The sequence below is a fragment of the Clostridium sp. genome, from assembly GCF_017888565.1.
Lineage (GTDB): Bacteria > Bacillota > Clostridia > Clostridiales > Clostridiaceae > Clostridium.
In genome coordinates this window covers 24459-49498 of record NZ_JAGHFX010000083.1, presented here as the reverse complement: position 1 = coordinate 49498, position 25040 = coordinate 24459, and the positions used below count along the sequence as shown (strand labels likewise).

At 27.3% G+C, this 25040-nt stretch carries 23 protein-coding genes; 22 read left to right on the top strand and 1 reads right to left on the bottom strand.

Going from position 1 to position 25040, the window contains the following annotated elements:
- The first annotated feature begins 3 nt into the window (after positions 1–3).
- The 14 genes from J7M87_RS16230 to J7M87_RS16165 all read left to right on the top strand — a co-directional run bounded on the left by J7M87_RS16230 (position 4) and on the right by J7M87_RS16165 (position 16029).
- Positions 4–279, top strand: a complete 276-nt coding sequence (locus J7M87_RS16230; protein ID WP_291652572.1) for a PTS sugar transporter subunit IIB — start codon at positions 4–6, stop codon at positions 277–279.
- Positions 280–291: 12 nt separating this feature from the next.
- Positions 292–1548 carry a PTS ascorbate transporter subunit IIC gene (locus J7M87_RS16225; protein ID WP_291652570.1) on the top strand — a complete coding sequence of 419 codons (1257 nt, stop codon included), beginning with the start codon at positions 292–294 and terminating at the stop codon, positions 1546–1548.
- Positions 1549–1554: 6 nt separating this feature from the next.
- Positions 1555–2295: an SIS domain-containing protein gene (locus J7M87_RS16220; RefSeq protein ID WP_291652567.1), complete on the top strand. Its 741-nt coding sequence runs from the start codon at positions 1555–1557 to the stop codon at positions 2293–2295.
- A gap of 275 nt (positions 2296–2570) precedes the next feature.
- Positions 2571–3497 (top strand): GntR family transcriptional regulator YhfZ, encoded by a 927-nt coding sequence (yhfZ, locus tag J7M87_RS16215; RefSeq protein WP_291652564.1) that lies wholly within the window; start codon positions 2571–2573, stop codon positions 3495–3497.
- A 50-nt stretch (positions 3498–3547) separates the two neighbouring features.
- Positions 3548–3892 (top strand): PRD domain-containing protein, encoded by a 345-nt coding sequence (locus J7M87_RS16210; protein WP_291652562.1) that lies wholly within the window; start codon positions 3548–3550, stop codon positions 3890–3892.
- 302 nt (positions 3893–4194) lie between these two features.
- Positions 4195–4551: a DUF2620 domain-containing protein gene (locus tag J7M87_RS16205; RefSeq protein WP_291652560.1), complete on the top strand. Its 357-nt coding sequence runs from the start codon at positions 4195–4197 to the stop codon at positions 4549–4551.
- Between the two features lie 293 nt (positions 4552–4844).
- A complete protein-coding gene (locus tag J7M87_RS16200) occupies positions 4845–6131 on the top strand; it encodes a YhfT family protein (protein WP_291652558.1) in 1287 nt (428 codons plus the stop codon).
- A gap of 107 nt (positions 6132–6238) precedes the next feature.
- The gene (locus J7M87_RS16195; RefSeq protein ID WP_291652556.1) at positions 6239–7114 is read left to right on the top strand and encodes a phosphotriesterase-related protein; all 876 of its coding nucleotides are present in this window, start codon (positions 6239–6241) and stop codon (positions 7112–7114) included.
- 11 nt (positions 7115–7125) lie between these two features.
- The gene (locus J7M87_RS16190; RefSeq protein ID WP_291652554.1) at positions 7126–8235 is read left to right on the top strand and encodes an aminotransferase class V-fold PLP-dependent enzyme; all 1110 of its coding nucleotides are present in this window, start codon (positions 7126–7128) and stop codon (positions 8233–8235) included.
- 12 nt (positions 8236–8247) lie between these two features.
- Positions 8248–9411: a YhfX family PLP-dependent enzyme gene (locus J7M87_RS16185; RefSeq protein WP_291652552.1), complete on the top strand. Its 1164-nt coding sequence runs from the start codon at positions 8248–8250 to the stop codon at positions 9409–9411.
- 355 nt (positions 9412–9766) lie between these two features.
- On the top strand, positions 9767–10975 hold the full coding sequence (locus J7M87_RS16180) for a phosphopentomutase (RefSeq protein WP_291652550.1): 1209 nt from the start codon (positions 9767–9769) through the stop codon (positions 10973–10975).
- Between the two features lie 357 nt (positions 10976–11332).
- Positions 11333–12631 (top strand): amidase family protein, encoded by a 1299-nt coding sequence (locus J7M87_RS16175; protein ID WP_291652548.1) that lies wholly within the window; start codon positions 11333–11335, stop codon positions 12629–12631.
- 304 nt (positions 12632–12935) lie between these two features.
- Positions 12936–14339 (top strand): MBOAT family O-acyltransferase, encoded by a 1404-nt coding sequence (locus J7M87_RS16170; protein WP_271831414.1) that lies wholly within the window; start codon positions 12936–12938, stop codon positions 14337–14339.
- A gap of 28 nt (positions 14340–14367) precedes the next feature.
- Positions 14368–16029, top strand: a complete 1662-nt coding sequence (locus tag J7M87_RS16165) for an alginate O-acetyltransferase (RefSeq protein ID WP_291652545.1) — start codon at positions 14368–14370, stop codon at positions 16027–16029.
- Between the two features lie 118 nt (positions 16030–16147).
- Here the strand turns inward: J7M87_RS16165 and J7M87_RS16160 are convergent, their stop codons facing one another.
- Positions 16148–17104: an LCP family protein gene (locus J7M87_RS16160; RefSeq protein WP_291652543.1), complete on the bottom strand. Its 957-nt coding sequence runs from the start codon at positions 17102–17104 to the stop codon at positions 16148–16150.
- An 807-nt stretch (positions 17105–17911) separates the two neighbouring features.
- On the opposite strand from J7M87_RS16160, the gene J7M87_RS16155 reads away from it, so the two are divergent.
- From J7M87_RS16155 to J7M87_RS16120, 8 genes are all read left to right on the top strand, one after another.
- A complete protein-coding gene (locus J7M87_RS16155) occupies positions 17912–18142 on the top strand; it encodes a hypothetical protein (RefSeq protein ID WP_291652541.1) in 231 nt (76 codons plus the stop codon).
- Between the two features lie 533 nt (positions 18143–18675).
- Positions 18676–19332, top strand: a complete 657-nt coding sequence (locus tag J7M87_RS16150; protein ID WP_291652539.1) for a sugar transferase — start codon at positions 18676–18678, stop codon at positions 19330–19332.
- Between the two features lie 13 nt (positions 19333–19345).
- On the top strand, positions 19346–20656 hold the full coding sequence (locus J7M87_RS16145; RefSeq protein WP_291652538.1) for a UDP-glucose/GDP-mannose dehydrogenase family protein: 1311 nt from the start codon (positions 19346–19348) through the stop codon (positions 20654–20656).
- Positions 20657–20690: 34 nt separating this feature from the next.
- Complete coding sequence (gene pssD, locus J7M87_RS16140) at positions 20691–21149, top strand: PssD/Cps14F family polysaccharide biosynthesis glycosyltransferase (RefSeq protein ID WP_291652536.1); 459 nt, start codon at positions 20691–20693, stop codon at positions 21147–21149.
- On the top strand, positions 21146–21622 hold the full coding sequence (gene pssE / locus J7M87_RS16135) for a PssE/Cps14G family polysaccharide biosynthesis glycosyltransferase (RefSeq protein WP_291652534.1): 477 nt from the start codon (positions 21146–21148) through the stop codon (positions 21620–21622). Before pssD ends, pssE begins: the two co-directional genes overlap by 4 nt.
- 13 nt (positions 21623–21635) lie before the next feature.
- Positions 21636–22733 (top strand): glycosyltransferase family 4 protein, encoded by a 1098-nt coding sequence (locus J7M87_RS16130; RefSeq protein ID WP_291652532.1) that lies wholly within the window; start codon positions 21636–21638, stop codon positions 22731–22733.
- 35 nt (positions 22734–22768) lie between these two features.
- Positions 22769–24031, top strand: a complete 1263-nt coding sequence (locus tag J7M87_RS16125) for an O-antigen ligase family protein (protein WP_291652531.1) — start codon at positions 22769–22771, stop codon at positions 24029–24031.
- Between the two features lie 37 nt (positions 24032–24068).
- Complete coding sequence (locus J7M87_RS16120; RefSeq protein ID WP_291652528.1) at positions 24069–25013, top strand: glycosyltransferase; 945 nt, start codon at positions 24069–24071, stop codon at positions 25011–25013.
- Positions 25014–25040: the final 27 nt, after the last annotated feature.

Sequence of the window (25040 nt, the reverse complement as noted above, 5' to 3'; positions counted from 1 at the left end):
TTTATGAAAATTTTAGCAGTTTGTGGTTTTGGAGTAGGTTCTTCAATGATACTAAAGATGTCAATTGAGAAAGTGTTAAGGGAAATGAATATAAGTGCTGAGGTAAATAACACTGATATAAATGATGCAAGAGGAGCAGATTGTGATGTTATATTAACTAGCGCAGAACTTCATAAAGAATTAGAAGGTACATGTAATGTTCCTGTTTACGCAGTAAAAAAATATATGGACTTAGCAGAAGTAAGAGAAGTGTTAGAAAAGTTTTTAAACGAACGTTAGGAGGAGATTAATATGGACTTTTTAATAAATAATGTATTGCGTAATCCACCACTTTTATTAGGATTGATAGCTGCTTTAGGATTAATATTACAAAAGAAAAAGTTTGCTGATGTTGTTAAAGGATCGTTATTAGCTGCATTTGGAATGGTAATACTAGATCAAGGAACATCAATGCTAGTAAGTGCTATATCCCCTATAAATAATGCATTCCAAGCTCTAAGTGGAGCAGGGGCAGTAGCTGAAGGATTAAATGATGCTACATTTACAGCAAGTTATGGTGGTACGGTAGGATTAGCAATGTTTATTGGACTTGTAATACATTTATTAATAGCTAGATTTACTCCAATAAAAACAATATTCTTAACAGGTCATATGTTATGGTGGTTCCCATTTATATTTGTAGCAGCTGGTGTTGAAGGTGGATTAGATGGCTGGATTCTTATAGTTTTTGCTGCAATTGCTTCAGCGCTATATTGGTCAATTATGCCTTGGGTATTAAGAAAGTATGTCAAGGATGTAACTGGTGATGAATCTTTCACACTTGGACATCCAAGTGGAATGTTGGCTTTAATATCTGGATTTATTGCTAGTAAAGTAGGAAATAAGGAAAAATCATGTGAAGACTTAAAGTTACCAGCAGGACTTTCTTTCTTCAGAGAAATTTCAATTACAGGTGGAATAGTAATATTTATTATGTTCATAGTAGTTGGACTTGCTATACCAGAAGGCTTTGGTGATATACAAGAAAATACATTTATTTATGCAATTAAACAAGGATTTACATTTGGTGCTGGATTAATAGTAATGTTACAAGGTGTAAGAATGTTAATTAATCAAATAGTCCCTGCATTTAAAGGAATATCTGAAAAAGTTGTTCCTAATGCATTACCAGCATTTGATTGTCCTATATTATTTAACTATAAACCAAATGCTGTATTAATTGGATTTATTACAGCTATGATAACTTCAACAATAGTAATATTAATTTGTAATTACTTCAATGTATTTAATATTTTAATAATACCGCTAGTTATAACTTCTTTCTTTGAATGTGGAGCAGCAGCGGTTATAGGAGAAGGACAAGGTGGTCTTAGAGGAGCTATAATTGGTACAATGGTTGCGGCAATAGTGATGGTTATTTTAGTAGGCCTTTCTGCTGTAGTATATTCAGGAACAATCCAAAATTGGATATTAATATTTGGTGGTAATGATTTATCATTATTTGGAGTATTAGGAAAGTTGATATCATCATTTCTTGGAGGGTTTTAATAGGATATGGATTTTAAGTATATTGATAAAATAAAAGAATTAATAGATATAATTGAAAAAGAAGAAAAAGAAAATATGGAAAAAGCTACAGAAATAATTGTAAAAGCTATATTAAACAAAAAAGCTATATTTTCTTTTGGAGCTTCTCATGCAGGAATACTAACAGAAGAACTTTATTATAGAGCTGGAGGTCTTGTAGTTATTAACCCTATATTTGCAAGAAATCTTATGTTAGATACTTCTCCGATTACTATGACTAGTGAAATGGAAAGATTAGAGGGGTATGGAACTACTGTAGCTAATAAAACTAATATCTCTGAAGGCGATGTAGTTATAGTACATTCAGTTTCAGGACGTAATCCAGTAAGTATAGAAATGGCAATTGAATCTAAGAAAAAAGGTGCAACAGTAATTTGTATTACTAATTTGAGTTATTCTAAAGATGTATCGTCTAGACATTCATCAGGTAAAAATTTATATCAAGTAAGTGATATAGTAATAGATAATCATGGTGAAAAAGGTGATGCATGTGTAGAAATAAGTGGATTAAATCAAAAAGTTAGTCCTACATCAACTGTGGCTGCAGTTACAATAATGAATTCTATAATTGCAGAAGCAACAGAATTATTAGTTAAAAATGGAATGGATAAGCCACCTATATTCTACAGCGCCAATATAGATGGTGGAGATGAATTAAACAAAAAAATATTTGAAGAATATAGAGATGTAATACATTATCAATATTAATTATAAAAGGATCACATTAAGAGTTAAATTTAATGTGATCCTTTTATAATCCATCTTTAGTAATTTTTATTTTAATAAAATTGCTGTAATTTTATTAAACAGATATGGATGTAATCTTCAATTTTTTGAGAGAAATAGGCAAATTAATTTAGGACTAAGAAATTTATAAATATAAAATGTTTTCAAAAAATTTTAAAATATACTTGTAAAGGTAATCAAAAGGTGCTATATTATAAATATACAAAATATTGTACATTATATAAGGGAGTGATAAATTGGATGTTCAAAGTAAGCTTATGCAAAAACTTGGAATAGCAATTACTTCTTTAGCAGTTGAATTCTTATCTTTAAATGAAGGCGATAGAATAAAAACTGTAGCAGAGCTTGCTGAAAGTTATGAAAGTGCTAGAGGAACAATACAATCTGCTTTAAAGTTTTTAAAAGAACATAATGCAATAACCCTAGAATCTAGAGGTCACTTAGGAACATTTGTTAAAGATATAGATTACATAAGACTTCTAGAACTAACAGGAATAAAATCCTTAGTAGGGGTTATGCCATTACCTTATTCTAAAAGGTATGAAGGTTTAGCAACAGGACTTTGTAAATGCTTAAATGATAGTGGAGTTAACACAAACCTTGCTTTTATGAGAGGTTCTAATCATAGGCTTAAGGCCTTAGAAGATGGTAGATACGATTTTGCAGTAACTTCAAGGCTAACTGCTGATTATTATTTAGAAAACAACAAACAAATTCAAATAGTTAAAACTTTTGGAGATTTTAGTTATGTTAATGAACATATTATAGTTGTTTCCAAGGAATTTAACGGTGAATTTAAAAAAGGGACAAGAGTAGGAATAGATAATTCATCTATAGATCAATTTATGTTAAGTAAAATATATTTTGAGGATATAGAAGTTGAATATGTCCCATTAAACTATAGTCAATTCATCACAGCTATAAAAGAAAATAAAATAGATGCTGCAATATGGAATTTAGATGATATTGAAGATAGAAAAGATGATATGAAATTTATTCCTATAAATAGAGAAAGTAAAAATATTAAAGATACAGAAGCAGTAATAATTGCAAATAAGAAGAATTCTATTGTGCCAGCACTATTTTCCAGAATATTAAATGTGGAAGATGTGAAGGAATATCAAAGATTAGTTATGGAAAAGAAGATAATGCCTCAATATTAGAGGTATTGTTAAAATCAAAATACAAAAAAATGTACATTGGAGGCTTTGAGATGGAATTAACATTAAGATTAGATATATTAAGAGATTCGGGACAATTATCAAAAGAAAATTACAATAAGATAATACAAGTTATAAATTACTTTGAAGAAAAAAGAGGATTAAAACTTTTAGAAGAAAATGCATCAATGTTTATAACTCATTTGTGTTCTGCATTAGGAAGAATTGAAGAAAATAACTTAGTAAATAAATTGGATGATGTCGTAGCACAGTCTTTAAAAGAAAATAAAAACTATGATGAAGCGCTTAAATTAGCAAAGGATTTAGAAAATGTCTTAGGTGAAATTCCGGATTCAGAACTTGATTTTATAGTAATGCATATTTGTACATTACTATAGTTATGGAAATGGAAAACTAATAAGTATAATTGAGGTAGCTTGTAAGGAATAAATATAGTCAAGCTGTATACGATTAAACATGAAGGATCATATTAAAAGATAAATATAAAATTTATTGATAATATATGAGAAATAATATGGATAAATAAATTAAGAATAATAATAGAATTAAAAATAAATTTGAGTACAAAATTTAAATAGGATAGTTGAAAAGTAAAGCGACTTATAAAAATTAGAAATAAAATTATTAAAATGGAAATTATAAGAATATCAAAAATTAATCTTTAGGGGAGGAATAAAAAATGAAAAGAATAGTAATAGGTGGACAAATTGATAAGCAAAGAGTAGCAGATATAACAGCAAAGATAGCAGGAGATAGAGCAACTATAGAAATCAAAAGTGATATAGAAGCAGCAATGGCAATAAAAACAGGAACAGCAGATTTTTATTTAGGAGCATGCAACACTGGTGGTGGTGGAGCACTTGCAATGGCAATAGCACTACTTGGAATGGGACAATGCGCAACAGTATCAATGCCAGGAAATATTAAGAGTGAAGCAGAAATAAAAGCAGAAGTTGAAGCAGGAAAAAAAGCATACGGGTTTACAGCACAACACGCAGAAGAAGTTATACCAGTAATTCTTAAATATCTACTATAAAAAATCAATATAATTTGCAAAATACCCTTTACTTGAATCACTAAGATTTTTTTAGAGTTTATGTGATTTAAGTAAAGATATTTTAGCAGATTATAGCTGTATGCTTTAATTAATAATATATATATCTGATAATCTATATATTCAGTAATTTGTATATTTATAATATATGCTATAAAAACTATTAGCATATTAAATGATAGCATGCTTGTTTTAGGAAATAGCAGAACTTAGAGCATATATAAATTTAGTTATTTAATAAATATCATATTATAAAATTTTAGGAGGTATTATTTATGCAATATTTAGTTGTAGCACTTTTAGGTGCATTAGCAGCAATATTATCAAATGCTGGTATAGCTGTTTTTAATGATGGGTTTAGAGCTATAGTTCCAGAATACTTAGAAGGAAGAATGGATAAAAAGGCATTAGCAGCAACATCTTTTGCAATCAGCTTTGGATTAGTTATAGGTTTTGGTATTCCAGTATCAATAGCTGCATCCATTATCTTAATTCACAGTATATTATTAGGTACTGATATCATTGGATCTTTTTGTCCAAGTGGCAAAAAAGGATTAGCTATATCAGGAGTAGTAGGAGCTCTTTATGGAGTAGGTATAGTTTATGGGTTACAATTTGTAGTTGATTTATTTGGAATGTTACCAGTTAACTTCTTAGATGCATTAGGACAAGTTGGAACTCCAATAACAGTTGCTTTTGCAGTATTCCCAGCACTTGTTGTTGCTTATCAATTTGGAATTAAAAAAGGATTCCTAACAGGAATAGTTGCTTTATTAGTAAGACAAATTACTGCAATTCATGGAACTTTCACTGTAAATGGAGCTAACATTAAGTTAGATCAAGAAGGTATGGCATTACTTGCAGGTATGATAATAATGATAGCTTTTGCAATGCAAGAAAAACCAGATCCAAATGCACCGAAGGTTGACTTAGCAGCAATTTTTGCAGAAAGAGTTAAGAAAATTAAAAAGAATTTACCTTTATTAGCATTAATGGGTGGATTAATATCTGCAGCAACTAGTCTTACATTAGTAGCTGGAGATCCAATAAGCTTAAATCTTTTAGCAGAAGGAAAAACAACTGAAGCTGCAATGACAGCATTTGCAAGAGGAATTGGATTTATACCACTAGTTGCAACTACAGCAATTTCAACTGGAGTATACGCACCAGCAGGTATGACATTTGTATTCGTTACTGGATTCTTAATAGGAAATCCGATATTAGCATTTGTTGCAGGAGCTTTAGTTATGGCTTTAGAAATCTATTTCTTAGATGGATTAGCTAAATTAATGGACAAATTCCCAGGAGTTAGAAAATGTGGAGATAACATAAGAACAGCTATGAGTAAAGTATTAGAAGTAGCTTTATTAATAGGTGGTATGATGGCTGCACAAGCTATGGCACCAGGACTTGGATTATTCGTAGTAGTTGGATTATATGTATTAAACAAAACTTCAAAGAAACCAATAGTAGATATGGCAGTTGGTCCAGTTGGAGCAATTGGAGTTGGGGTTTTAATTAACATACTATACTTAGTTGGATTATATGTAGTTCCTAAGTAGGAATTAGAAGAATGAAAGAGTTATGGAGATAGCTCAGGCAAGCCAAAGACAATTGATAATTATAAATTATCAATTGTCCATTCTCCATTAAAATAAGGGGTGTTTATATGAATAAGGAAATAATTTATGCCCATGAGCATATTACTATAGATTTATCTGGTGTAAAAAAGGATGCTGATTGTTTTTTAAATAATAAGAAGCAAACTATTGAAGAGTTTAAAAATTTAAAATCTAAAGGTGTTTCTACTATTATAGATGTTACTAATAGAGGTATGGGTAGAAGTACTGAATATGTAGCTGAAGTTATTAATGAAACTGGTTTAAATATTCTTCAATCAACTGGATATTATAAAGAACCATTTCTTCCAGAAGAAGTTTATAAAATTAACGAGAAAAAAATGGCAAAGATTTTAGTAGATGAAATAATAAATGGAATAGATGAGACATCAGTTAAGGCTTCTGTAATAGGAGAAATAGGAACTAGTTTAAATAAAATAGAAGATATGGAAATGAAAGTTTTTGAAGCTTCATGTATGGCACATCTTGAAACTGGAGTTCCAATAATAACACATACAACACTTGGAAAATTAGGACTTGAACAAATTGAGATATTTAGAAACTTCAATGTAGATTTATCTAAGGTTACATTAAGTCATATAGATTTAAGTGGAGACTTAGAATATATGTTTAGATTATTAGATACTGGAGTAAATATAGCTTTTGACACAATTGGGAAAAATAATTATCAGCCAGATGAAAAAAGAGCAGAATGGTTAAAGGCTCTTTGTGAAAGAGGATATAGCAATCAAATAGTTATGTCTATGGATATAACAAGAAAATCTCACTTTAGAGAAAATGGTGGACTTGGTTATAGTTATTTAATAGATAGCTTTCTGCCAAGATTATATGAAAATGAAATTTCTAGCAAGCATATAGAAAATATGTTAGTTAATAATATAAAAAATATTTATAACCTTAAGTAGGAGGAAAATGTATGAGAACATACCCATTACACTCAATAAGTTTAGATGAAGCAAAAAAACTACAATTTAAAATAATAGATACAATAACAAAGCATTTTGATGGAAGAGAAGTTCTATCTCTAGGTGACTTAGGTGTTGTTAAAGGATTGAATAAACCTACTTATACTAAGAAAGTAGAAAATGTTTTTGCAGAAGTTTTTGATGCAGAAGCTGCAATATTAGTAAGAGGTGCAGGAACAGGTGCTATAAGATGGGGATTAATTAGCTTTATGGAAAGTGGAGATACAATATTAGTTCATGATGCTCCTATATACCCAACTTCAAAAGTTACTATTGAAACTATGGGACTTAAGGTTATAAAAGCTAATTTCAATGATTTAAATGATGTAAAAGATGTAGTATTAAAAAATCCACATATAAAAGGTGCATTATTACAAAATACAAGACAAAAAATTGATGATTCCTATGATTTAGAAGAAGTTATAACTGCAATAAAAGAAGTAAATTCTAATATAAAAATAATTACTGATGATAATTATGCAGCTTTAAAAGTAAAGAAAATAGGAAATCAATGTGGAGCTGATCTTGGAAGTTTTTCTTGCTTTAAGATATTAGGTCCAGAAGGGATTGGAGTATTAATAGGCAATAAGGAACTTGTAGATAAAGTGTATTCATTAAATTACTCAGGAGGAAGCCAAGTTCAAGGACATGAGGCTATGGAGGCATTAAGAGGACTTGTATATGCACCAGTTTCATTAGCAATTCAGTCTGAGGTTAATGAAGAGCTTGTAACTAGATTAAAAAGTGGTGAAGTTAAAGGAATAAAAGATGCATTCCTAGCAAATGCTCAATCTAAGGTGTTACTAGTTGAATTAGATGAAAATATAGCAGAAGATGTTTTAGAACTAACTACAAAATATGGAGCAGCATCACATCCAGTAGGATCAGAATCAAAATATGAATTTGTTCCAATGATGTATAGAGTGTCAGGAACATTTAGAGCTGCTGACCCTACCCTAGAAAAAAGAATGATAAGAGTAAATCCAATGAGAAGTGGAGCAGATACAATAATAAGAATATTAAAAAGTGCAATTGAGGATGTTAAAAAAGAAGTAAAGTAAGGAGGAGTAAAGATGTTTCTTGAAAAGACCATAGAAAGAAATAGGGAGTTAGTTCAAGCTGCATTTAAGCTCCATAAAGAAGGATTAATAATACCAGATACTTATGTTATTGATTTAGATACTTTAATAGAAAATGCAAAAATGCTTAAAGATGAAGCAGATAAGTATGGTATAAAGCTTTATTTTATGACAAAACAAATAGGTAGAAATCCTCTTATTTGCAAGGAATTTATGAAGCTTGGGTATGATGGAGCAGTAGTAGTAGACTTCAAAGAGGCTGAAGTCATGATAGATAATGGAATAAAAATAGGACATGTTGGACACTTAGTTCAAATTCCTAAAGCTCTAATTGAAAAAGTAATTAAGTCTAGACCAGATTATATTACAGTATATTCAATAGAAAAAGCTAAGGAAATAAATGAAGTTTGTAATAGACTTAATGTAAAACAAAATATAATGCTTAGGGTCTTGGGGGAAAATGATAATTTATATTCAGGACAATATGGCGGATTTAAGTTAAATGAACTTAAGAGTATAGGGGCAGAATTAGTTAAGCTTAAAAATTTAAACTTAGCAGGTGTAACTTCATTTCCATGTTTCTTATTTAATGAAGAAAGTAATGAAATTAAAAGAACAAATAATATAGATACAATTAAAGAAGCAAAAGAAATATTAGAAAAAGAGTTTAATGTAAAAATAGAACAATTAAATATGCCATCAGCTACCTGTGTAAACTCAATAAATAAAATACATGAAGAAGGTGGCACTCATGGGGAACCAGGACATGGATTAACAGGAAGCACTCCATATCATAAATTTAATGATGGAGCTGAACTTCCAGCAATGGTTTATATAAGTGAAGTATCACACAATTTATTAGATAGAGCTTATTGTTATGGTGGAGGTCATTATAGAAGATCTCATATGGAAAATGCTTTAGTTGGAACAGAGATAGATAATTCAAAAATGATTAAGGTTATTCCACCAACGGATGAAAGTATAGATTACCACTTTGAGCTATCAGAAAACTGTAATGTATCAGATACAGTAGTTATGGCTTTTAGAACTCAGATATTCGTTACAAGAAGTAATGTAGCTATAGTAAAAGGAATAAAGAGGGGTAAACCAGAAATAGTCGGAATTTACGATTCACAAGGAAGAAGAATCAATGGATAATTGAAAATATAAAGGCTACGATAACTAGATATGTTCCATAAGCTAAATAGCTGTGCGAAGAAGTACTAGGCTTGGAAAAACTACTAAGCCAAGAGTTTTGGTTAACTCACTGCGTTCAAACAAACCAACAACACTAAGGCCTAGTAGTTTTTCCTTCACCAAGTACTTCTAACTGCTCGCTATATGCTTATTCCACATATTTTATTTATCTTCGCCAACGTATATTTTTCAATTTATAAAACTGAATAAATAATTATAGGAAAAGAAATGGATGATGAGGATGGGATAATACCACAACCTTGTGCTGAAGTTTCTTTTAATTATCTATTATCAATTGTTAAAAGGAGGAAGTAATATGGGAAAATTCGTAGTGATTGTCCTTGATGGTTTTGGCATTGGAGAAATGGATGACGTTAAAGAAACAAGACCACAGGATATAAATTCAAATACATGTCTTCATATATTAGAAAGAAGAAAAGATGTAAATTTACCTAATCTTGAAAAGTTAGGTCTTATAAATATATTAGGAACAGAAATAAATGCAATGAAGGAAAACCCTCATGCAACTTTTGGAAAGGGAAGGTTAACTCACTTTGGAGCAGATACTTTCTTTGGTCATCAAGAAATAATGGGAACAAAACCAAAGATGCCATTTAGAGAACCTATAAAAAATAAAATAGAAGCTATATATAATGCAATAAAAGAAGCAGGATATAAAGTTTATTATAAGGAAGGTAAGAAAGAAAAATATTTAGTAGTTGAAGATGCACTTACTGTTGCAGATAATATAGAATGTGATTTAGGTCAAGCATTTAATATCACATCAGCCTTAGATTTAATACCTTTTAGCAAGGTATTAAAAATTGGTCATATAGTTAGATCTATTGCAACAGTTCCTAGAGTTATAACTTTTGGTGGTAAAGGTATTACTTTAGAAGATATACTAAATGCAGAAGAAGAAAAAGATGGCGGATATATAGGCATAAATGCACCAAAATCAGGAGTTTATAATAATGGATATGAGTGCATACATCTTGGATATGGAGTTAATCCTAAGACTCAAGTTTCAACAATACTTTCTGAAGAAAATGTACCAGTTTACTTATTAGGAAAAGTGGCCGATGTAGTTATAAATGAAAAAGGTACAAGTATTCCTATGGTAGATACAGAAAAGGTATTAAAGAAAACAATAGAAATATCCAAAGAAGTAAAAGAAGGTTTTATATGCTGTAATGTGCAAGAAACAGATTTATCAGGGCATGCTGAAAATGTTGATAGATATGCAGAAAAGCTTCAAATTGCAGATAATCTTATAGGTGAACTTATTAAGACAGTAAAAGATGATGATATATTATTAGTAATGGCAGATCACGGAAATGATCCAACAATAGGTCATAGCAAGCATACAAGAGAGATGGTTCCGCTTATGATTTATGGTGAGAATGTCAAAGAGGGATTTGTAGGAATAAGAGAAACACTTTCAGATGTAGGAGCAACAGTTTCAGATTATTTTAAGGTAAAGGCACCTGAAAATGGATCGAGCTTTTTAAGTGAACTATTATAAAATTTTTAGATAAGTAGTTTGCAATGTTGACATAAAACTTATATAGGGAGTTTTAAGTTTTAATATAAAGTTTATATAAGTAATTTAAGAGCCATAAGGTAAAAATAAACATTAGAGGTAAATTAGTATAAGAAATAAAAATTAAATAACTTAATATAATAGAGAAATTAAAATAATGAAATTTAATATTAAAGAAAGTTTAATATTGGGAAGTATTTTAATTTCTCTTTTTTAATTTAGTGTAAAGATAGAGTTATTATTATCAATTATAAATTAATTGTTATTAGATATTTTTACTGTAATTAAATCTTCAAGATATAAAAATTCCTAATATTTATTATAAGGAGGCTAATTTCAATGATAGAAAATAAAACAAAGTTACAGAAGATTAAAATTTTATCAGAACAAAATTTATATAGGTCTGTTATTTCTATAAATAAGAATCTAGAAGAAGAGGTAGAAAATAAAGAAAAGGATTATTTAACTTTTGGAATTAAGAATACTGTGGATATCCCTATGAGTTTGGTGGATAAATTAAGGAAAAATTCTAAATATTTATTCACAACTATAGATAAGATGTCTCATCTTGGTAGAAGTATAGATACGGATTTAATTAATCCACTAACATATAGATGTATGACAGGATCAAGTAGTGGAACAGCTGTTAATATCCTTAAAGGTATTAATGATTTTGGGATAGGAACAGATGGAGGAGGATCAGTATTAGCTCCTGCACTTAGTACTAACTTATATTCATTTATAGGATCTGGAGTAGGATTAGTCACAGGAAAGGAAAGTTTATCCACAGATAGTATATCTTTTACAGGAGGAATTGGAGTAATATCTAAAAGTTTTCTTATATTAAAAGATGTAGTAGAGGATATATTACAAAGTAAGATATGTAATGGTGAAGGTAAAATAAGAATACTTATACCTAAGAAGGATTCAATCATTTTACCTGATGGTATGGACATGAGATTAGAAATAGACAAAGTAATTGAGTATATAAATGAAAATAAATATACCTATGAAATGAGTGATGTAAAAGACAATAATCAGGAGAATAGTCAAGATAAGGATATTAATGATAGTAACTTTAAGACAATTAGAGCAGAGTGTAAGGAATTTGATGAGAAAAAAAGAAGTAATGAGGGAGATAAGCTTTTTAATGAGCAAATAACAAGCAAGGAGTACAAGCTTTGCGAAGATAAAATAATCAGTGATGAAGTTAAGGTAAAATTTGAATTTATAGAATACTCTTTTAATAATATATATGAAAGAAATGCTTCTATAAAAGAAATAAAGAATATATTTGATAATGATATTGCAGATATTATTTTAACTTATGAAGGGCCTATAGATGTCTATGGGTATGATGAAACTATTCAAAGAAGTTTTAAGGGAAAAGCTGAAAAAGAAATTACATCAAATGGAGGAAAAGGAATAGTTAAAGCAATAAATATGTGTAAATGTACAGGAATTACAATTCCAGGAGAAAAGCTTGCTAGTGGATTTGTAATTTGTGCAAAAGAAGGCATGCAAGGTTTAGTTAATGCTTTTACTTTTGGGCAAGTTATTGAAGAAAGTGTAGAAAAAAATGAAATTTTTAATAGATATTTTATTGATAGAGAGAAGTTTGTGGAACCAATAGGCTAAGCTAATAGAATGATTGAAAAAGTTAGCCCCAGGGGCATTATCCCTGGGGCTTATAATGTTTGGGAAAAGTAATAAGATATAGAGTTAAGAAATAGTTAAGATAAAATTAAGATTAGCTTAAGAAAAAAAGAGGAAAGATGTTGTCTAGTAAAGCTAAATAAAGCTAGTCCGGCAGTTTCATGTAATATATTAGTACAATATAGTTAACTAATATAATATAATACTAAAATGGTATGGTAATACATACTATATGATTTTAAGAAAAAAGCAAAAGAAAATATTGAATTAAAATAAAGGAGAAAATATGGTATTTAGTTCATCAGTATTTATTTTTATGTTTTTACCATTAGTATTATTTTTATATTATATTTCTGGTAAAAAAATTAAAAATTATATTTTACTTCTTGCAAGCTTATTCTTTTATGCATGGGGAGGAATGAGCTACTTAAAGGTATTAATTGTTTCTATTTTAATTAATTATATTTTTGGTTTATTGGTAGATAAGACAATTGATAAGAAACATTTAAGAATGTTTTTTTTAATATTGGGGATAATTTTAAATTTAGCTTTGCTATTTTATTATAAGTATTACGATTTCTTTCTAGAAAATATTAATACTATATTTAATATGAATTTAGAGTTAAAAAAAATAGTATTACCTATAGGTATATCATTTTTTACCTTTCAAGGTATGTCTTATATAATAGATATTTATAGAAATGATGCTAAGGTAAATAAGAATATTTTTTCAGTTGCTTTATATATATCACTTTTTCCTCAATTAGTTGCAGGACCTATAATAAAATATAAGGCGGTAGATGAGCAGATAAGAAACAGAAAAGAATCTATTGATTATTTTAGCTATGGAATAAATAGATTCATAATTGGATTAAGTAAAAAAATTATAATTTCCGATATGCTTGGAGTTATAGCCGATAATATTTTTATCTATGCTAATTCATCAGGAGTTGATATTATAACAGCTTGGATAGGTGCAATTTGTTATACACTGCAAATATACTTTGATTTCTCAGGATATTCAGATATGGCGATTGGCCTTGGCTACTTGTTTGGATTTAATTTTCCGGAGAACTTTAATTATCCATATATATCAAAGTCTATTACAGAATTTTGGAGAAGATGGCATATATCCTTATCTACATGGTTTAAAGAGTATCTTTATATACCATTAGGTGGAAATAGAAGGGGAAATGTATATTTTAACTTATTTGTTGTCTTTTTAGTGACAGGATTATGGCATGGAGCTTCATGGAACTTTGTAATTTGGGGCTTATGGCATGGTTTATTTATGATAATAGAAAGACTTATAAGAGATAAATCTTGGTATAAAAAAATCCCTTCATTTATAAAAATATTTATTACATTATTTATTGTAATAATAGGTTGGGTTTTATTTAAAGCAAATACTTTAGAAGAAGGGCTACGATATCTATCAATAATGTTTGGATTAGTTAGCTTTAGTAATATAACATTTGAGTTTACTTATTTTATAAGTAGAAAATTTATATTATTAATAATTATTGGAATAATAGCATCAACACCAATGCCTAAAAATATCTTCAATAGATATAAGGGGATAAAGGCATTTGAATTAATCAAAACAATTTTAATAATTTTATTATTTATTGTATCAATAATATTTATGGTTAATTCAACATACAGTCCTTTTATTTACTTTCAGTTTTAAGTAAATAGAAAAAAGTGAGGTGATGAATATGAGTTTTTTCAAAAAAGATATGAAGTTAAAAAATTTAAATAACAAAGATGTACAATTTATAAAGATAAATAATTTAATAAAAATAGGAGCATTCTTTTTAGTAATTTTGATACCGATATTATTTATGAACTTTAAAAGAAATCAGGTTTCTAAAATAGATAATAGAATGCTTTTAAATTTTGAAGATATATTCTCAAATAAAGATATATTTAATAATATAGAAAGTTATATAGATGATAGAATTGGGTTTAGAACAGAAATGGTAGATATCTATGCTAAGGTTATGGATAAGGCTTTTAATGAGATAACCCATCCTAAATATGAATATGGAAAAGATGGCTTTATAATGTCTAAGGCAGAAGAAAATGAATTTAATCCAGAGTTTATGGAGACATATTCAGATTTTATAAAGGAATTTCAAGACTATTGCAATGCTAGAGACATAAAGTTTTTATATGCAGTTGAGCCAAGAAAAGAGCTTATATATCCAGAATATATAACTGAAGGATATAATTATGAAAATAGAGATATAGAATACTTCTTGGGGCTTTTAGAGGAAAAGAATATTAATTATCTAAATAATCTAGAAGCATTAAGTGAAGCTAGGGAAAAAGAGATTGCTTTAGATATATTAAAGCAAGGATATAGTAACTCTGGAGATACAGAAACAGTAGAGTTTCTAGAAAATGAATATAATAAAAATTCAAAAAAAGAAATTGTAGATAGCAGAGGGTTACTTTATGACAAGGAATATGATGCAAGGCACTGGAATGAAACTGGAGCAATAATTGGAATATCTGCAATTTTAGATAGATTAAATCTATTAGATAATAGAGTTGAAACCTTTGATATAAGTAAATATGAGGCAAAGGATTATATAAATGATACTCTTGTTGCATCAAATTTTGAAATAAATGAAATCACAACCAAGTACAATTTAATAGAGGATAATTCTACTTATATAGAAGATCTAGAGGATGAAATAAAAAGACACGAAAGCTTTAGTAATTTTACACATTATAAAAATGAGGCAAATCCAAATGCTCCAAGAATATTAATATTTGCAGGTAGCTATTTTGATGATAAGGAAAAGTTTCTAACAGAAAGTTTTTCTGAGCTTATGAAAGTTCATAACTACAGAAATGTTTTAGATTATGAATACTATATAAATATATTTAATCCAGATATAGTACTATTTGAATCTACAGAATATACTCATTTTGATTTTTACTTCCCAGATGTTGAAATGGAAGAGAAAGTGCATATAAAGAATTTGAAAGCTTACAAAAACTTAAAAGAGGATAATTTTGTAGTTACTGAGTCAAATAACTTAAGTAACTACAATAATTATAGTAACTCTAATGAAGGAGACATAGAGGAGCTTAATTCAAAGGAGGATAATTCAGAAGATAGCATTTTAGAAAGTTCAGAAAAAAGCTTAACAAACTTTTCTATTAAAATAGATAGTGAAGATGCTTTATTTGCTTACGCATATATAAACAATAGAATACTAGATTGCAAAATAAATGAAGTAGATGATCAAAAGTATGTTGAATTTTCCATTATGACTTCTGAAATAAAAGATTTAAACGAATTTGATTTATACTTTATTTCCAAAGATGAAGAAAGATATCAGAAAGTAAGTTTAAAATTAGATTAGAGATTAACTTATTAGAATTAATTAGAAAAAAAGATTGGCTCACAGGTGTAATGCAAATGAGCCAAGTCTTTTTTTATCTACTTTATTATTCATTTTCTAATATTCAACTTTTATTTAGTTATTCTATGGAAAATATAAATTTGTGAAGTTCTTTAGTAGTTCCTTCTATATCTATATTAGTATGATACATATCAGTAAAACCTGCGCTTATAATATTTTCATCTGAAGGAAATCTTCCTTGCTCTATATTGTTTAATCCCATACCTAAAGCTTTAGTTGAAATTGATATAATTTCAGAGTTTGAAAGATTAGTTGTTACAAGTGGTAAGATATCATTTATAAGACCTGGAACATTGGCTAAGCTGATATCCTTAAACTTAACAAATAAAGCATTTAATACATCCCTTTGACGCTCTGTTCTTTTAAAGTCTCTTCCTTCTGTATATCTGATTCTGCAATAAGCAGAAGCTTGTGTACCATTTAAAAGTTGCTTGCCAGGATTATAAATATGCTCTGTAGTTGTTCCATTATTTTTATCTATATGGTCTATATATCCATTAATGTACTGTAGTTCATCTGGAGTAATTTCAATTTCAACGCCACCAAGAGCATCTATTATTTTAGGAAGTCTTTTTAAATCAACTTGTACAAATTTGTCTATCTTTAAATTGAAGTTATAGTTTATAGCTTTTAATATAGAGCTTGGACCTCCATCTAATATTGTATAGTTTAAATTCATTTTTCCACCCTGAGGTAAATCTAAATAGATATCACGCATTAAAGAGCAGAGTTTTATATTATTATTTTTAGTATCAATAGATAAAATCATAGTTGCATCTGCTGAACTAACGTCATAGTATTCAGAATAATCACTGCCAAACAATGCTATAGTTATGACATCATCAGCTTCTTTAGGGGTTTCCTTTCCTGTATTAGTTACATCATTTCTATCAACTTCAATCCTTTCGACTTTGTTTGAAAGATAGTATGTATAATATGTTATTGAACCAACTATCATCAAAATAAATATAAGTAGTGAAATAATTGTGATTTTCTTTTTTGACAATTTTCTCATAATAAGCCTCCCAATTTAGATATATAGCATATTATAGCAGAATAACGATAATATTAAAAATATATTTAAAATATTGCTAATTGATATAAAATGTAAAAAAGAAAAGTAATAAATTATTATCAATAAAACCTTTAGCATATAGTAATGTTGGAGATGAAAAAAATATATGTAACTATATCATTGAAAAATAGTACAAGTTTTAGCATGAATAATATTAATTATAATCTATATGGTAGTAATGAATTATTAATATTGAATGGGTCGGTTAAATTAATTAACAATATAGTTGTCTTATCAGATTTAAAGGGAAAAATGAGTTTACTAATTAGGAAAAGTCTAATAAAATATATGCTTCATAAAACTTATTTAATGACTTTAATAATGATAAGGTTTCAGAAAAAGGATACATGTCGTTGAATTCATATTTAAATTTTTTAACTTATGGAGAAATAGAGATAGATTAGTATATGATCTTTTAGCTATATACTTAAAATTAGCAATAGTACTAGTAGAAAATAATAATATTTCAAGCCAAGTAATACATGAAGTGAAAAGACTTGGTCCCAGTAAGTGTATATTTTCTTGAAAAAGATATTGTATTTAAAAATTATAAAAAATAGATATTAAAATTATTATGATTTTGAAAATATAGTATTAGCAAATGGATATGTAAAAGCAGAGAGGTTTTCAATAGCAGCTGCACCAGGTAGATATAAAATGTAAATAATATTAATAGAGTCTCGAAATTTAAATTTACAGGTATATAATTGATTAAAGAATGAAAATTTAAATAATACATATATAATAGTGGGAGATAGAGTTGTATCAGATCAATTATTACATAATCTTAATCTGATTACTTCAGCGTATATTGTAAATAATAAATTTGCGGGAAGTTATAGGTATAAGATTAATGTATTAGTAATGGAAAGATTTTATGAAAATGAGATTGATAATGTTTATTCCTCTAAAGGATTAGAACTTATAGATGATTTATCTAATAGATCAATATTAGCAATAAATAATGTTGTTATATGAGAAAAATTTAGATATATATCAAAAAATATATTAGATGAAAAAGAGTTATAAGGAAATCATGCAAGTTTGTGAAGGGATTTCTAGTCATTCTATTAACATCCTATATATGCATTAAAATAGAATATAGAGGGAATGATTATAATACTTTTATAATAAGAGAATTATAATTATTTTTATTGAAGAGATTTAAAAAATAATACAAATTAACTGAAATAATAAATGTGAATTATACAATTCAATATTAAAATCAATAAAATAAAAAATTTGAAATTTATAAAATTTAATGAAATATAAAGACTTTTAAATGAATTTAATCTAATTTCAAAAATTAAAAATAATGAGAGAATTTGAATTTGTGTGAAAGTATTACATATTTCATTCTATTTGTTTTAATAAATATATGTGATATAATTATTTGTGCTAAAATACAAACTTTATTGAAGTATTATATATGAATATGTAGAAATTTATAAGTTGAAGTATTAGTGATAAATATGTAGAAGATTATTAGTATTTTATTAGGGGGATGTGCTTTGAGTGATATTAATTTAAATATTAACGTAGAAGTAGAAAAAAGAGAAATAAGCTGGATATATATATTATCAAAAAGAATAATTGATATCGCAGGTTCGTTAGTCGGCTTACTATTATCAAGTCCTATATTAATAATAGTTGGTATGTTAATAAAATTAGAATCAAAAGGAGAAATAGTTTTTTCACAGAGAAGAGTTGGGAAAAATGGAAAAGAATTTAAGATGTACAAGCTTAGATCGATGGTAGTAAATGCAGAAGAAATAAAAGGAAAATTAAAAGAACAAAATGAAATGTCAGGACCAATGTTTAAGATGAAGGATGATCCAAGAATAACTAAGATTGGTAAGTTTATAAGAAAGATAAGTATAGATGAATTACCACAATTAGTTAATGTCTTAAAAGGTGAGATGAGTTTAGTTGGACCTAGACCAAGTCTACCAAATGAAGTTAAAGAATTTGAAACTTGGATGTTAACACGTCTTGATGTTAAGCCAGGTCTTACTTGCTATTGGCAAGTGATGGGGAGAAATAATATTGACTTCGAAGAATGGATGAAATTAGATGTCAAATATGTTAATGAAAGAAGCTTTTGGTTAGATATAAAACTTATACTTAAAACTTTTTTTGTTTTATTTGGAGATAAAAATGCGAGATAAGGGAGAAAAAAATATGAAAATTGTAGTTGCTGGAACAGGATATGTTGGCTTAGTTACAGGAGCATGTCTTTCAGAAGTTGGACATTCAGTAACATGTGTTGATATAGATGATAAAAAAGTAGAATTAATGAAAAAAGGTATATCACCTATATATGAACCAGGATTAGAGGAATTATTAAAAAAAAATTTTGATGAAGGTAGATTGAATTTTACAACAGATTATAAAAATGCTTATAAAGATGCTGATGTAGTTTTTATAGGAGTAGGAACTCCAGAAAGAGAAGATGGATCAGCAAATTTAGATTATGTTTTCAATGTATGTAGGCAAATTGCTGAAAATGTAGAAAATAATTGCTTAGTAGTTGTGAAATCTACGGTTCCCATAGGTACAAATGATAAAGTTGAAGAATATCTAAGAGAAAATATAGTTAAGAATGTAAAAATAGAGGTTGCATCAAATCCAGAGTTTTTAGCTCAAGGAACAGCAGTTGTAGATACGCTAAATGCAAGTAGAATAGTAATAGGGGTAGAGTCAAAAGATGCTGAAAATATCTTAAGAGAAATATATGATCCTTTTAATCAACCAATAGTATGCACCAATAGAAGAAGTGCTGAAATGGTAAAGTACGCCTCGAATGATTTTTTAGCATTAAAAATAAGCTTTATGAATGAGATGGCAAATGTTTGTGAAATAGTTGGAGCAAATATTGAAGATGTAGCAAAAGGTATGAGTTATGATAAGAGAATTGGTGATAAGTTCTTAAATGCAGGAATTGGATATGGAGGTTCTTGTTTTCCAAAGGATACAAAGGCTTTACATTGGTTAGCAAATGATAATGGATATGAGATAAAAACTATAAAAGCTGCTATAGAGGTAAATGAAAATCAAAAATATAAATTGTTTAGAAAAGCAAAAGAAAGATTTAGTTCATTAAAAGGAAAGAAAGTTGCAGTTTTAGGTTTAACATTTAAGCCGGGAACCGATGATTTAAGAGAAGCTTCATCAATACCTAATGTAAGAAGATTATTAGATGAAGGAGCAGCAATAATAGCATATGATCCAGTTGGAATAGATAACTTTAAAAAGAAGTATCCAACTGAGATAAGATATACTGATAATTTATACGAAACATTAACTGATGCTGATATGGCATTTATATTTACTGAATGGGAAGAGATAAAAGAAATTAAAATAGAATGCTATGAAAAGATGATGAGAACTCCAGTGATTTTTGATGGAAGAAATTGTTATAAATTAGATGAGATAAAGAAATATAATATAGAATATTATTCCATAGGAAGGGAAGAAATAAGAGATAAGTAAAATTAATATTTATCATAGAGAATGAGGCGATAAAATGAAAAAAATATGTTTTACAGCATCAACTGGAGGACATTTTGAACAGTTAATGATGTTAAAGCCATTAATGGATAAATATGATAGTTTTATTGTTACAGAGAAGACAGAATATTCTTCTATAAATAATCATAGAAAAGTTTATTATTTAAAACAAATTAATAGAAGTGAAAAAAAATTTATATTTAAAATAATTTATAATTTATTTGTAACATTAAAAATTTTTATTAAAGAAAATCCGGATTTTGTTATTTCTACGGGAGCTTTAGCAACTATACCAATGTGTTTAATAGCAAAAGTATTTAGAAAAAAACTTGTTTTTATAGAGTCATTTGCTAAAATAAACTCTCCGACATTAACAGGAAAGTTATTATATAAATATGCTGATCAGTTTTATGTTCAGTGGGAAACAATGCTTGAATTTTATCCGAGGGCAATATATAAGGGGGGGATATATTGATCTTTGTAACATTAGGTTCGCAAAAGTTTCAGTTTAATAGATTATTAAAGGAAATTGATAGATTAGTATCCGAAAAGAAAATAACAGAGGAAGTTTTTGCTCAAATTGGATATTCTAATTATATTCCTATAAACTATAAGTATAAGAAATTTTTAGATAGAGATGAATTTGAAAATATTATGAGTCATGCTGATAAAGTGATAACACATGGTGGAACAGGAGCTATTATAGGGGCAATAAAGCAAGAAAAAAAGGTGATTGCAGTTCCAAGACTACAAAAGTATGGTGAACATGTTGATGATCATCAAATTGAAATTGTTAATCAATTTGAAAAGATGAATTTAATTTCAAGAGCAGATGATATTTCCAAAATAGATGAAGTACTAAGTGATATTTCGGGAAAAAAATATGTTCAATATATTTCAAATACAGAGAATATTATAGATTCAATAGATGATTTTATTAATAGTTAGTTGAGGAGTAAAAATGAAGGTTTTATTAGTTTCAAATATGTATCCAGACAGTTTTAATCCACAATACGGAATTTTTGTTAAAAATTCTGAGGAGATTTTAGTTAATAATAATATTGTAGTAGAAAAAGTTGTTTGTACAAAGAAGAAAGGTAAATTTCCCAAAATACTACAATATATATCGTTTTACATAAATGTTTTCTTTAAGGTTTTAATGAATAAATATGATTGCATATATGTACATTATTTATCTCATTCATCATTACCGCTAATTATTGTAAAAAAAATGAAAAGAAATATAAAAATAATTAGTAATGTACATGGAAGTGATGTTATTCCTCAGAATAAGAAACAGGAGGCTTTAAATGGTTTGGCTCGAGCATGTGCTAATTTATCAGAATTTGTAATTGTTCCATCTAACTATTTTAAGAGGGAATTAATTAATAGATGGAAAGTAGATTCAGAAAGAATATTTATATTTCCTTCAGGAGGAATAAATAATAAAAGGTTTAAGCCTAAAAGCAATAAGTATGAATTAAAAAATAAACTTGGATTAAGTAAAAATTATAAATATATAGGTTTTGTTGGTAGATTAGATAAAGGAAAAGGATGGGATATTTTACTTAAATCTATATGGAGTTTGAAAGATAAAAGTTATTTTAATGATTATAGATTTGTGTTTGTTGGAAATGGAAGTGAAGAAGAAATTTTTAATAGTATGATTAAAAATTTAGGTTTGGATAATTCTATTACTCATATTAATTTTTTAAATCATTCAGATTTAGCAGACTTATATAATTGTTTAGAGATATTTTGCTTTCCAACACAAGTTAATGAAAGTTTGGGGCTAGTAGGAATAGAGGCATTAGCATGTGGAATACCCGTAATTGCTAGCAATTTTGCAGGACCGACTGATTATATTATAGATTTTTGTAATGGATATTTAGCTGAAAAGGGGAATTATAAAGATTTTTCAGCTAAATTAGAAATGTATATTTTATTACCAGAACATGAAAAGGATAAAATAAAGGAATCTGCATTAAAATCATCACAAAAATACTTTAGGGAAAATATAGAATCAAGTTTAATAGATTTATTTAATAATTTTAAATAGAAATAACTTAGATAATTAAATATATGGAGAGTGGAATGGAGAAAAAGAATATAAAAACATATGATTATAAAATTTTGCTATTTTTGTTTGTAGCTATACCGTTAGTAGATATTATAAATGGTGTGATTCTTACAATAAATTCAGATATAAATATTAGTTTAGGGAAATTCTATAGAATTATCACTATGATAATATTAAGTATAATTACATTGAAATATTCTGATAAAGAATTTAGGAAAAAACATATGGTTGTTTTTTCATTAACTTTGTTAATGATCTTAGCATTTATAGGAGTATTTTATATATATCATGGAAGTTTTAAAGGGATTATATATGATGGTGTTGCAATAAGTAAGTTATTACTAATATTTTTAATGATATATACTATGTTTTATTTATATAATCAAAAAATAATTGATAAAAATATAATAACTAATATATTTAAATGTTACATAATTATATTTCCATTAACTATGATTATTCCTTATATAATAGGGATTGGAAGTTCAACATATAGTAGTGGATTAGGATATACAGGGTTATATTATGCTAATAATGATATTAGTATAGTATTACTGATATCTACAATATATTCATTTGATCAAGTTATTAAAAAAACAAATATATTTAATATGTTTATTTTTTTATTAAATTTATCTTCGCTACTTTTAGTAGGTTCCAAAACAGGAATACTAGGATTAGTGTTAGCAGTTATATTATATTGCATTTACTATATAAGAGTAAAGCTTAATGAAAAGTCAATATCAAAAAAGAATATATTAAAAATTATTTTATGGGCTTTGTTATTTTTAATATGTACTTTAGTAGTGTTTTATCCAACTTTTAAGAAGATGATTGATAGAGTTATATATTTTTATAATAGAGATGGAAATATTTTTGCAGCTTTATTAAGTGGGAGAGAAAAGTTTTTACTTGAGGCTTTTAATAATTTGTTGAATGAAAGGCTTTGGATGTTAAAATTACTATTTGGAGTAGGTTTTTTTTATAGAAAGGAATGGGGAATAGGTGAATTAGTAGAGATGGATTTGTTTGATATAACATTTTCACTTGGTTTAATAGTGTCTATAATAATTATTTATTATCTCTTTAAATTATTAAATAAAATTATTAAAAGTCTTAATAAAGAAAACTATGTATATTTTGTATGTATTATTATAATGGTGTTATTTAGTTTCATAGCTGGGCATGTCTTATTTTCAGCTCTATCAGGAAGTATTTTATCGTTAGTGATTAGCGGTGGATATATGTTCAGAGAAAAGGATGAAATTAAGGAATAGTCTCTATTAAAGTTTTTTGAATATGAAAGGAATTAATATGTTTGTAAGCGTAATTATACCTGTTTATAATGTAGAAGATTATATTGAGGAATGTCTAAATAGTGTTTTAAGGCAAACATTAACAAATATTGAGATAATAATAGTTAATGATGGAACTAAAGATAGTAGTATAGAGAAGGTATCAAAATATAAAGATGAGAGAATAGTTATAATAAATAAAGAGAATGGAGGATTATCATCAGCTAGAAATACTGGGCTAAGGATAGCAAAGGGTAAATATACATATTTTATAGATAGTGACGATTTTTTATTATATAATAATTGTTTTGAAGAAATGTATAAAATTGCTGAAAGTGACTTATCAGAGATAGTTGTTGGTAATGGATATAAATATTACTCGAAAAATAATATGAAAGAATTGTATAGAGATAAGAATATATTTAAAAGATCTACTATGAATAGTAAAGACTTTTTAATAAAATTTATTAACTCGGACTCTATGCAGACTCCTGTCTATTATAATATGTATAAAACCGATTTTTTAAAACAAAATAGTTTGTTTTTTAAAGAAGGACGAATACATGAGGATCAGGAGTTTATTACTAGAGCGTTTGTATTAAGTAATAAAGTATCAATATATCCTACGAGCTTTTATGCATATAGACAACGAGAAGGCTCAATTATGAGCGGAACAAAAAAAGAATTAAGTGTTCAGCATGCTATAATGAACTGTTTTGAATTAGAGGAATATTATAATGAAAATGTAAGTGATATTGAATTGAAAAAAGTATTACTAAATAAGTTAGTGAGTCAAATGCTTTATAGCTTTTCTAATTCTAAATATGAGAATATCAATATAGAGTATAAAAAGTTTTTATTAAGGAATTCTTTTAAAATTAAAAATAAGATAAAAACAGTTATGTTTTTATCTTATAGAAGATTTTATTATAAAATTTATTGTGATAGAAAATTAAAGGTATAAAATATATGAGGCTGATATTAAACATAA

Excerpts from the sequence above, each read along its gene's own strand:
- J7M87_RS16230 (WP_291652572.1), top strand. The coding sequence starts at position 4 with ATGAAAATTTTAGCAGTTTGTGGTTTTGGAGTAGGTTCTTCAATGATA.
- J7M87_RS16165 (WP_291652545.1), top strand. The coding sequence starts at position 14,368 with ATGAGTTTTTTCAAAAAAGATATGAAGTTAAAAAATTTAAATAACAAA.
- J7M87_RS16225 (WP_291652570.1), top strand. The coding sequence starts at position 292 with ATGGACTTTTTAATAAATAATGTATTGCGTAATCCACCACTTTTATTA.
- pssD (WP_291652536.1), top strand. The coding sequence starts at position 20,691 with ATGAAAAAAATATGTTTTACAGCATCAACTGGAGGACATTTTGAACAG.
- J7M87_RS16190 (WP_291652554.1), top strand. The coding sequence starts at position 7,126 with ATGAGAACATACCCATTACACTCAATAAGTTTAGATGAAGCAAAAAAA.
- J7M87_RS16175 (WP_291652548.1), top strand. The coding sequence starts at position 11,333 with ATGATAGAAAATAAAACAAAGTTACAGAAGATTAAAATTTTATCAGAA.
- J7M87_RS16160 (WP_291652543.1), bottom strand. The coding sequence starts at position 17,104 with ATGAGAAAATTGTCAAAAAAGAAAATCACAATTATTTCACTACTTATA.
- J7M87_RS16125 (WP_291652531.1), top strand. The coding sequence starts at position 22,769 with ATGGAGAAAAAGAATATAAAAACATATGATTATAAAATTTTGCTATTT.
- J7M87_RS16180 (WP_291652550.1), top strand. The coding sequence starts at position 9,767 with ATGGGAAAATTCGTAGTGATTGTCCTTGATGGTTTTGGCATTGGAGAA.
- J7M87_RS16130 (WP_291652532.1), top strand. The coding sequence starts at position 21,636 with ATGAAGGTTTTATTAGTTTCAAATATGTATCCAGACAGTTTTAATCCA.
- J7M87_RS16185 (WP_291652552.1), top strand. The coding sequence starts at position 8,248 with ATGTTTCTTGAAAAGACCATAGAAAGAAATAGGGAGTTAGTTCAAGCT.
- J7M87_RS16220 (WP_291652567.1), top strand. The coding sequence starts at position 1,555 with ATGGATTTTAAGTATATTGATAAAATAAAAGAATTAATAGATATAATT.
- J7M87_RS16170 (WP_271831414.1), top strand. The coding sequence starts at position 12,936 with ATGGTATTTAGTTCATCAGTATTTATTTTTATGTTTTTACCATTAGTA.
- J7M87_RS16195 (WP_291652556.1), top strand. The coding sequence starts at position 6,239 with ATGAATAAGGAAATAATTTATGCCCATGAGCATATTACTATAGATTTA.
- J7M87_RS16200 (WP_291652558.1), top strand. The coding sequence starts at position 4,845 with ATGCAATATTTAGTTGTAGCACTTTTAGGTGCATTAGCAGCAATATTA.
- J7M87_RS16145 (WP_291652538.1), top strand. The coding sequence starts at position 19,346 with ATGAAAATTGTAGTTGCTGGAACAGGATATGTTGGCTTAGTTACAGGA.
- J7M87_RS16205 (WP_291652560.1), top strand. The coding sequence starts at position 4,195 with ATGAAAAGAATAGTAATAGGTGGACAAATTGATAAGCAAAGAGTAGCA.
- J7M87_RS16120 (WP_291652528.1), top strand. The coding sequence starts at position 24,069 with ATGTTTGTAAGCGTAATTATACCTGTTTATAATGTAGAAGATTATATT.
- J7M87_RS16210 (WP_291652562.1), top strand. The coding sequence starts at position 3,548 with ATGGAATTAACATTAAGATTAGATATATTAAGAGATTCGGGACAATTA.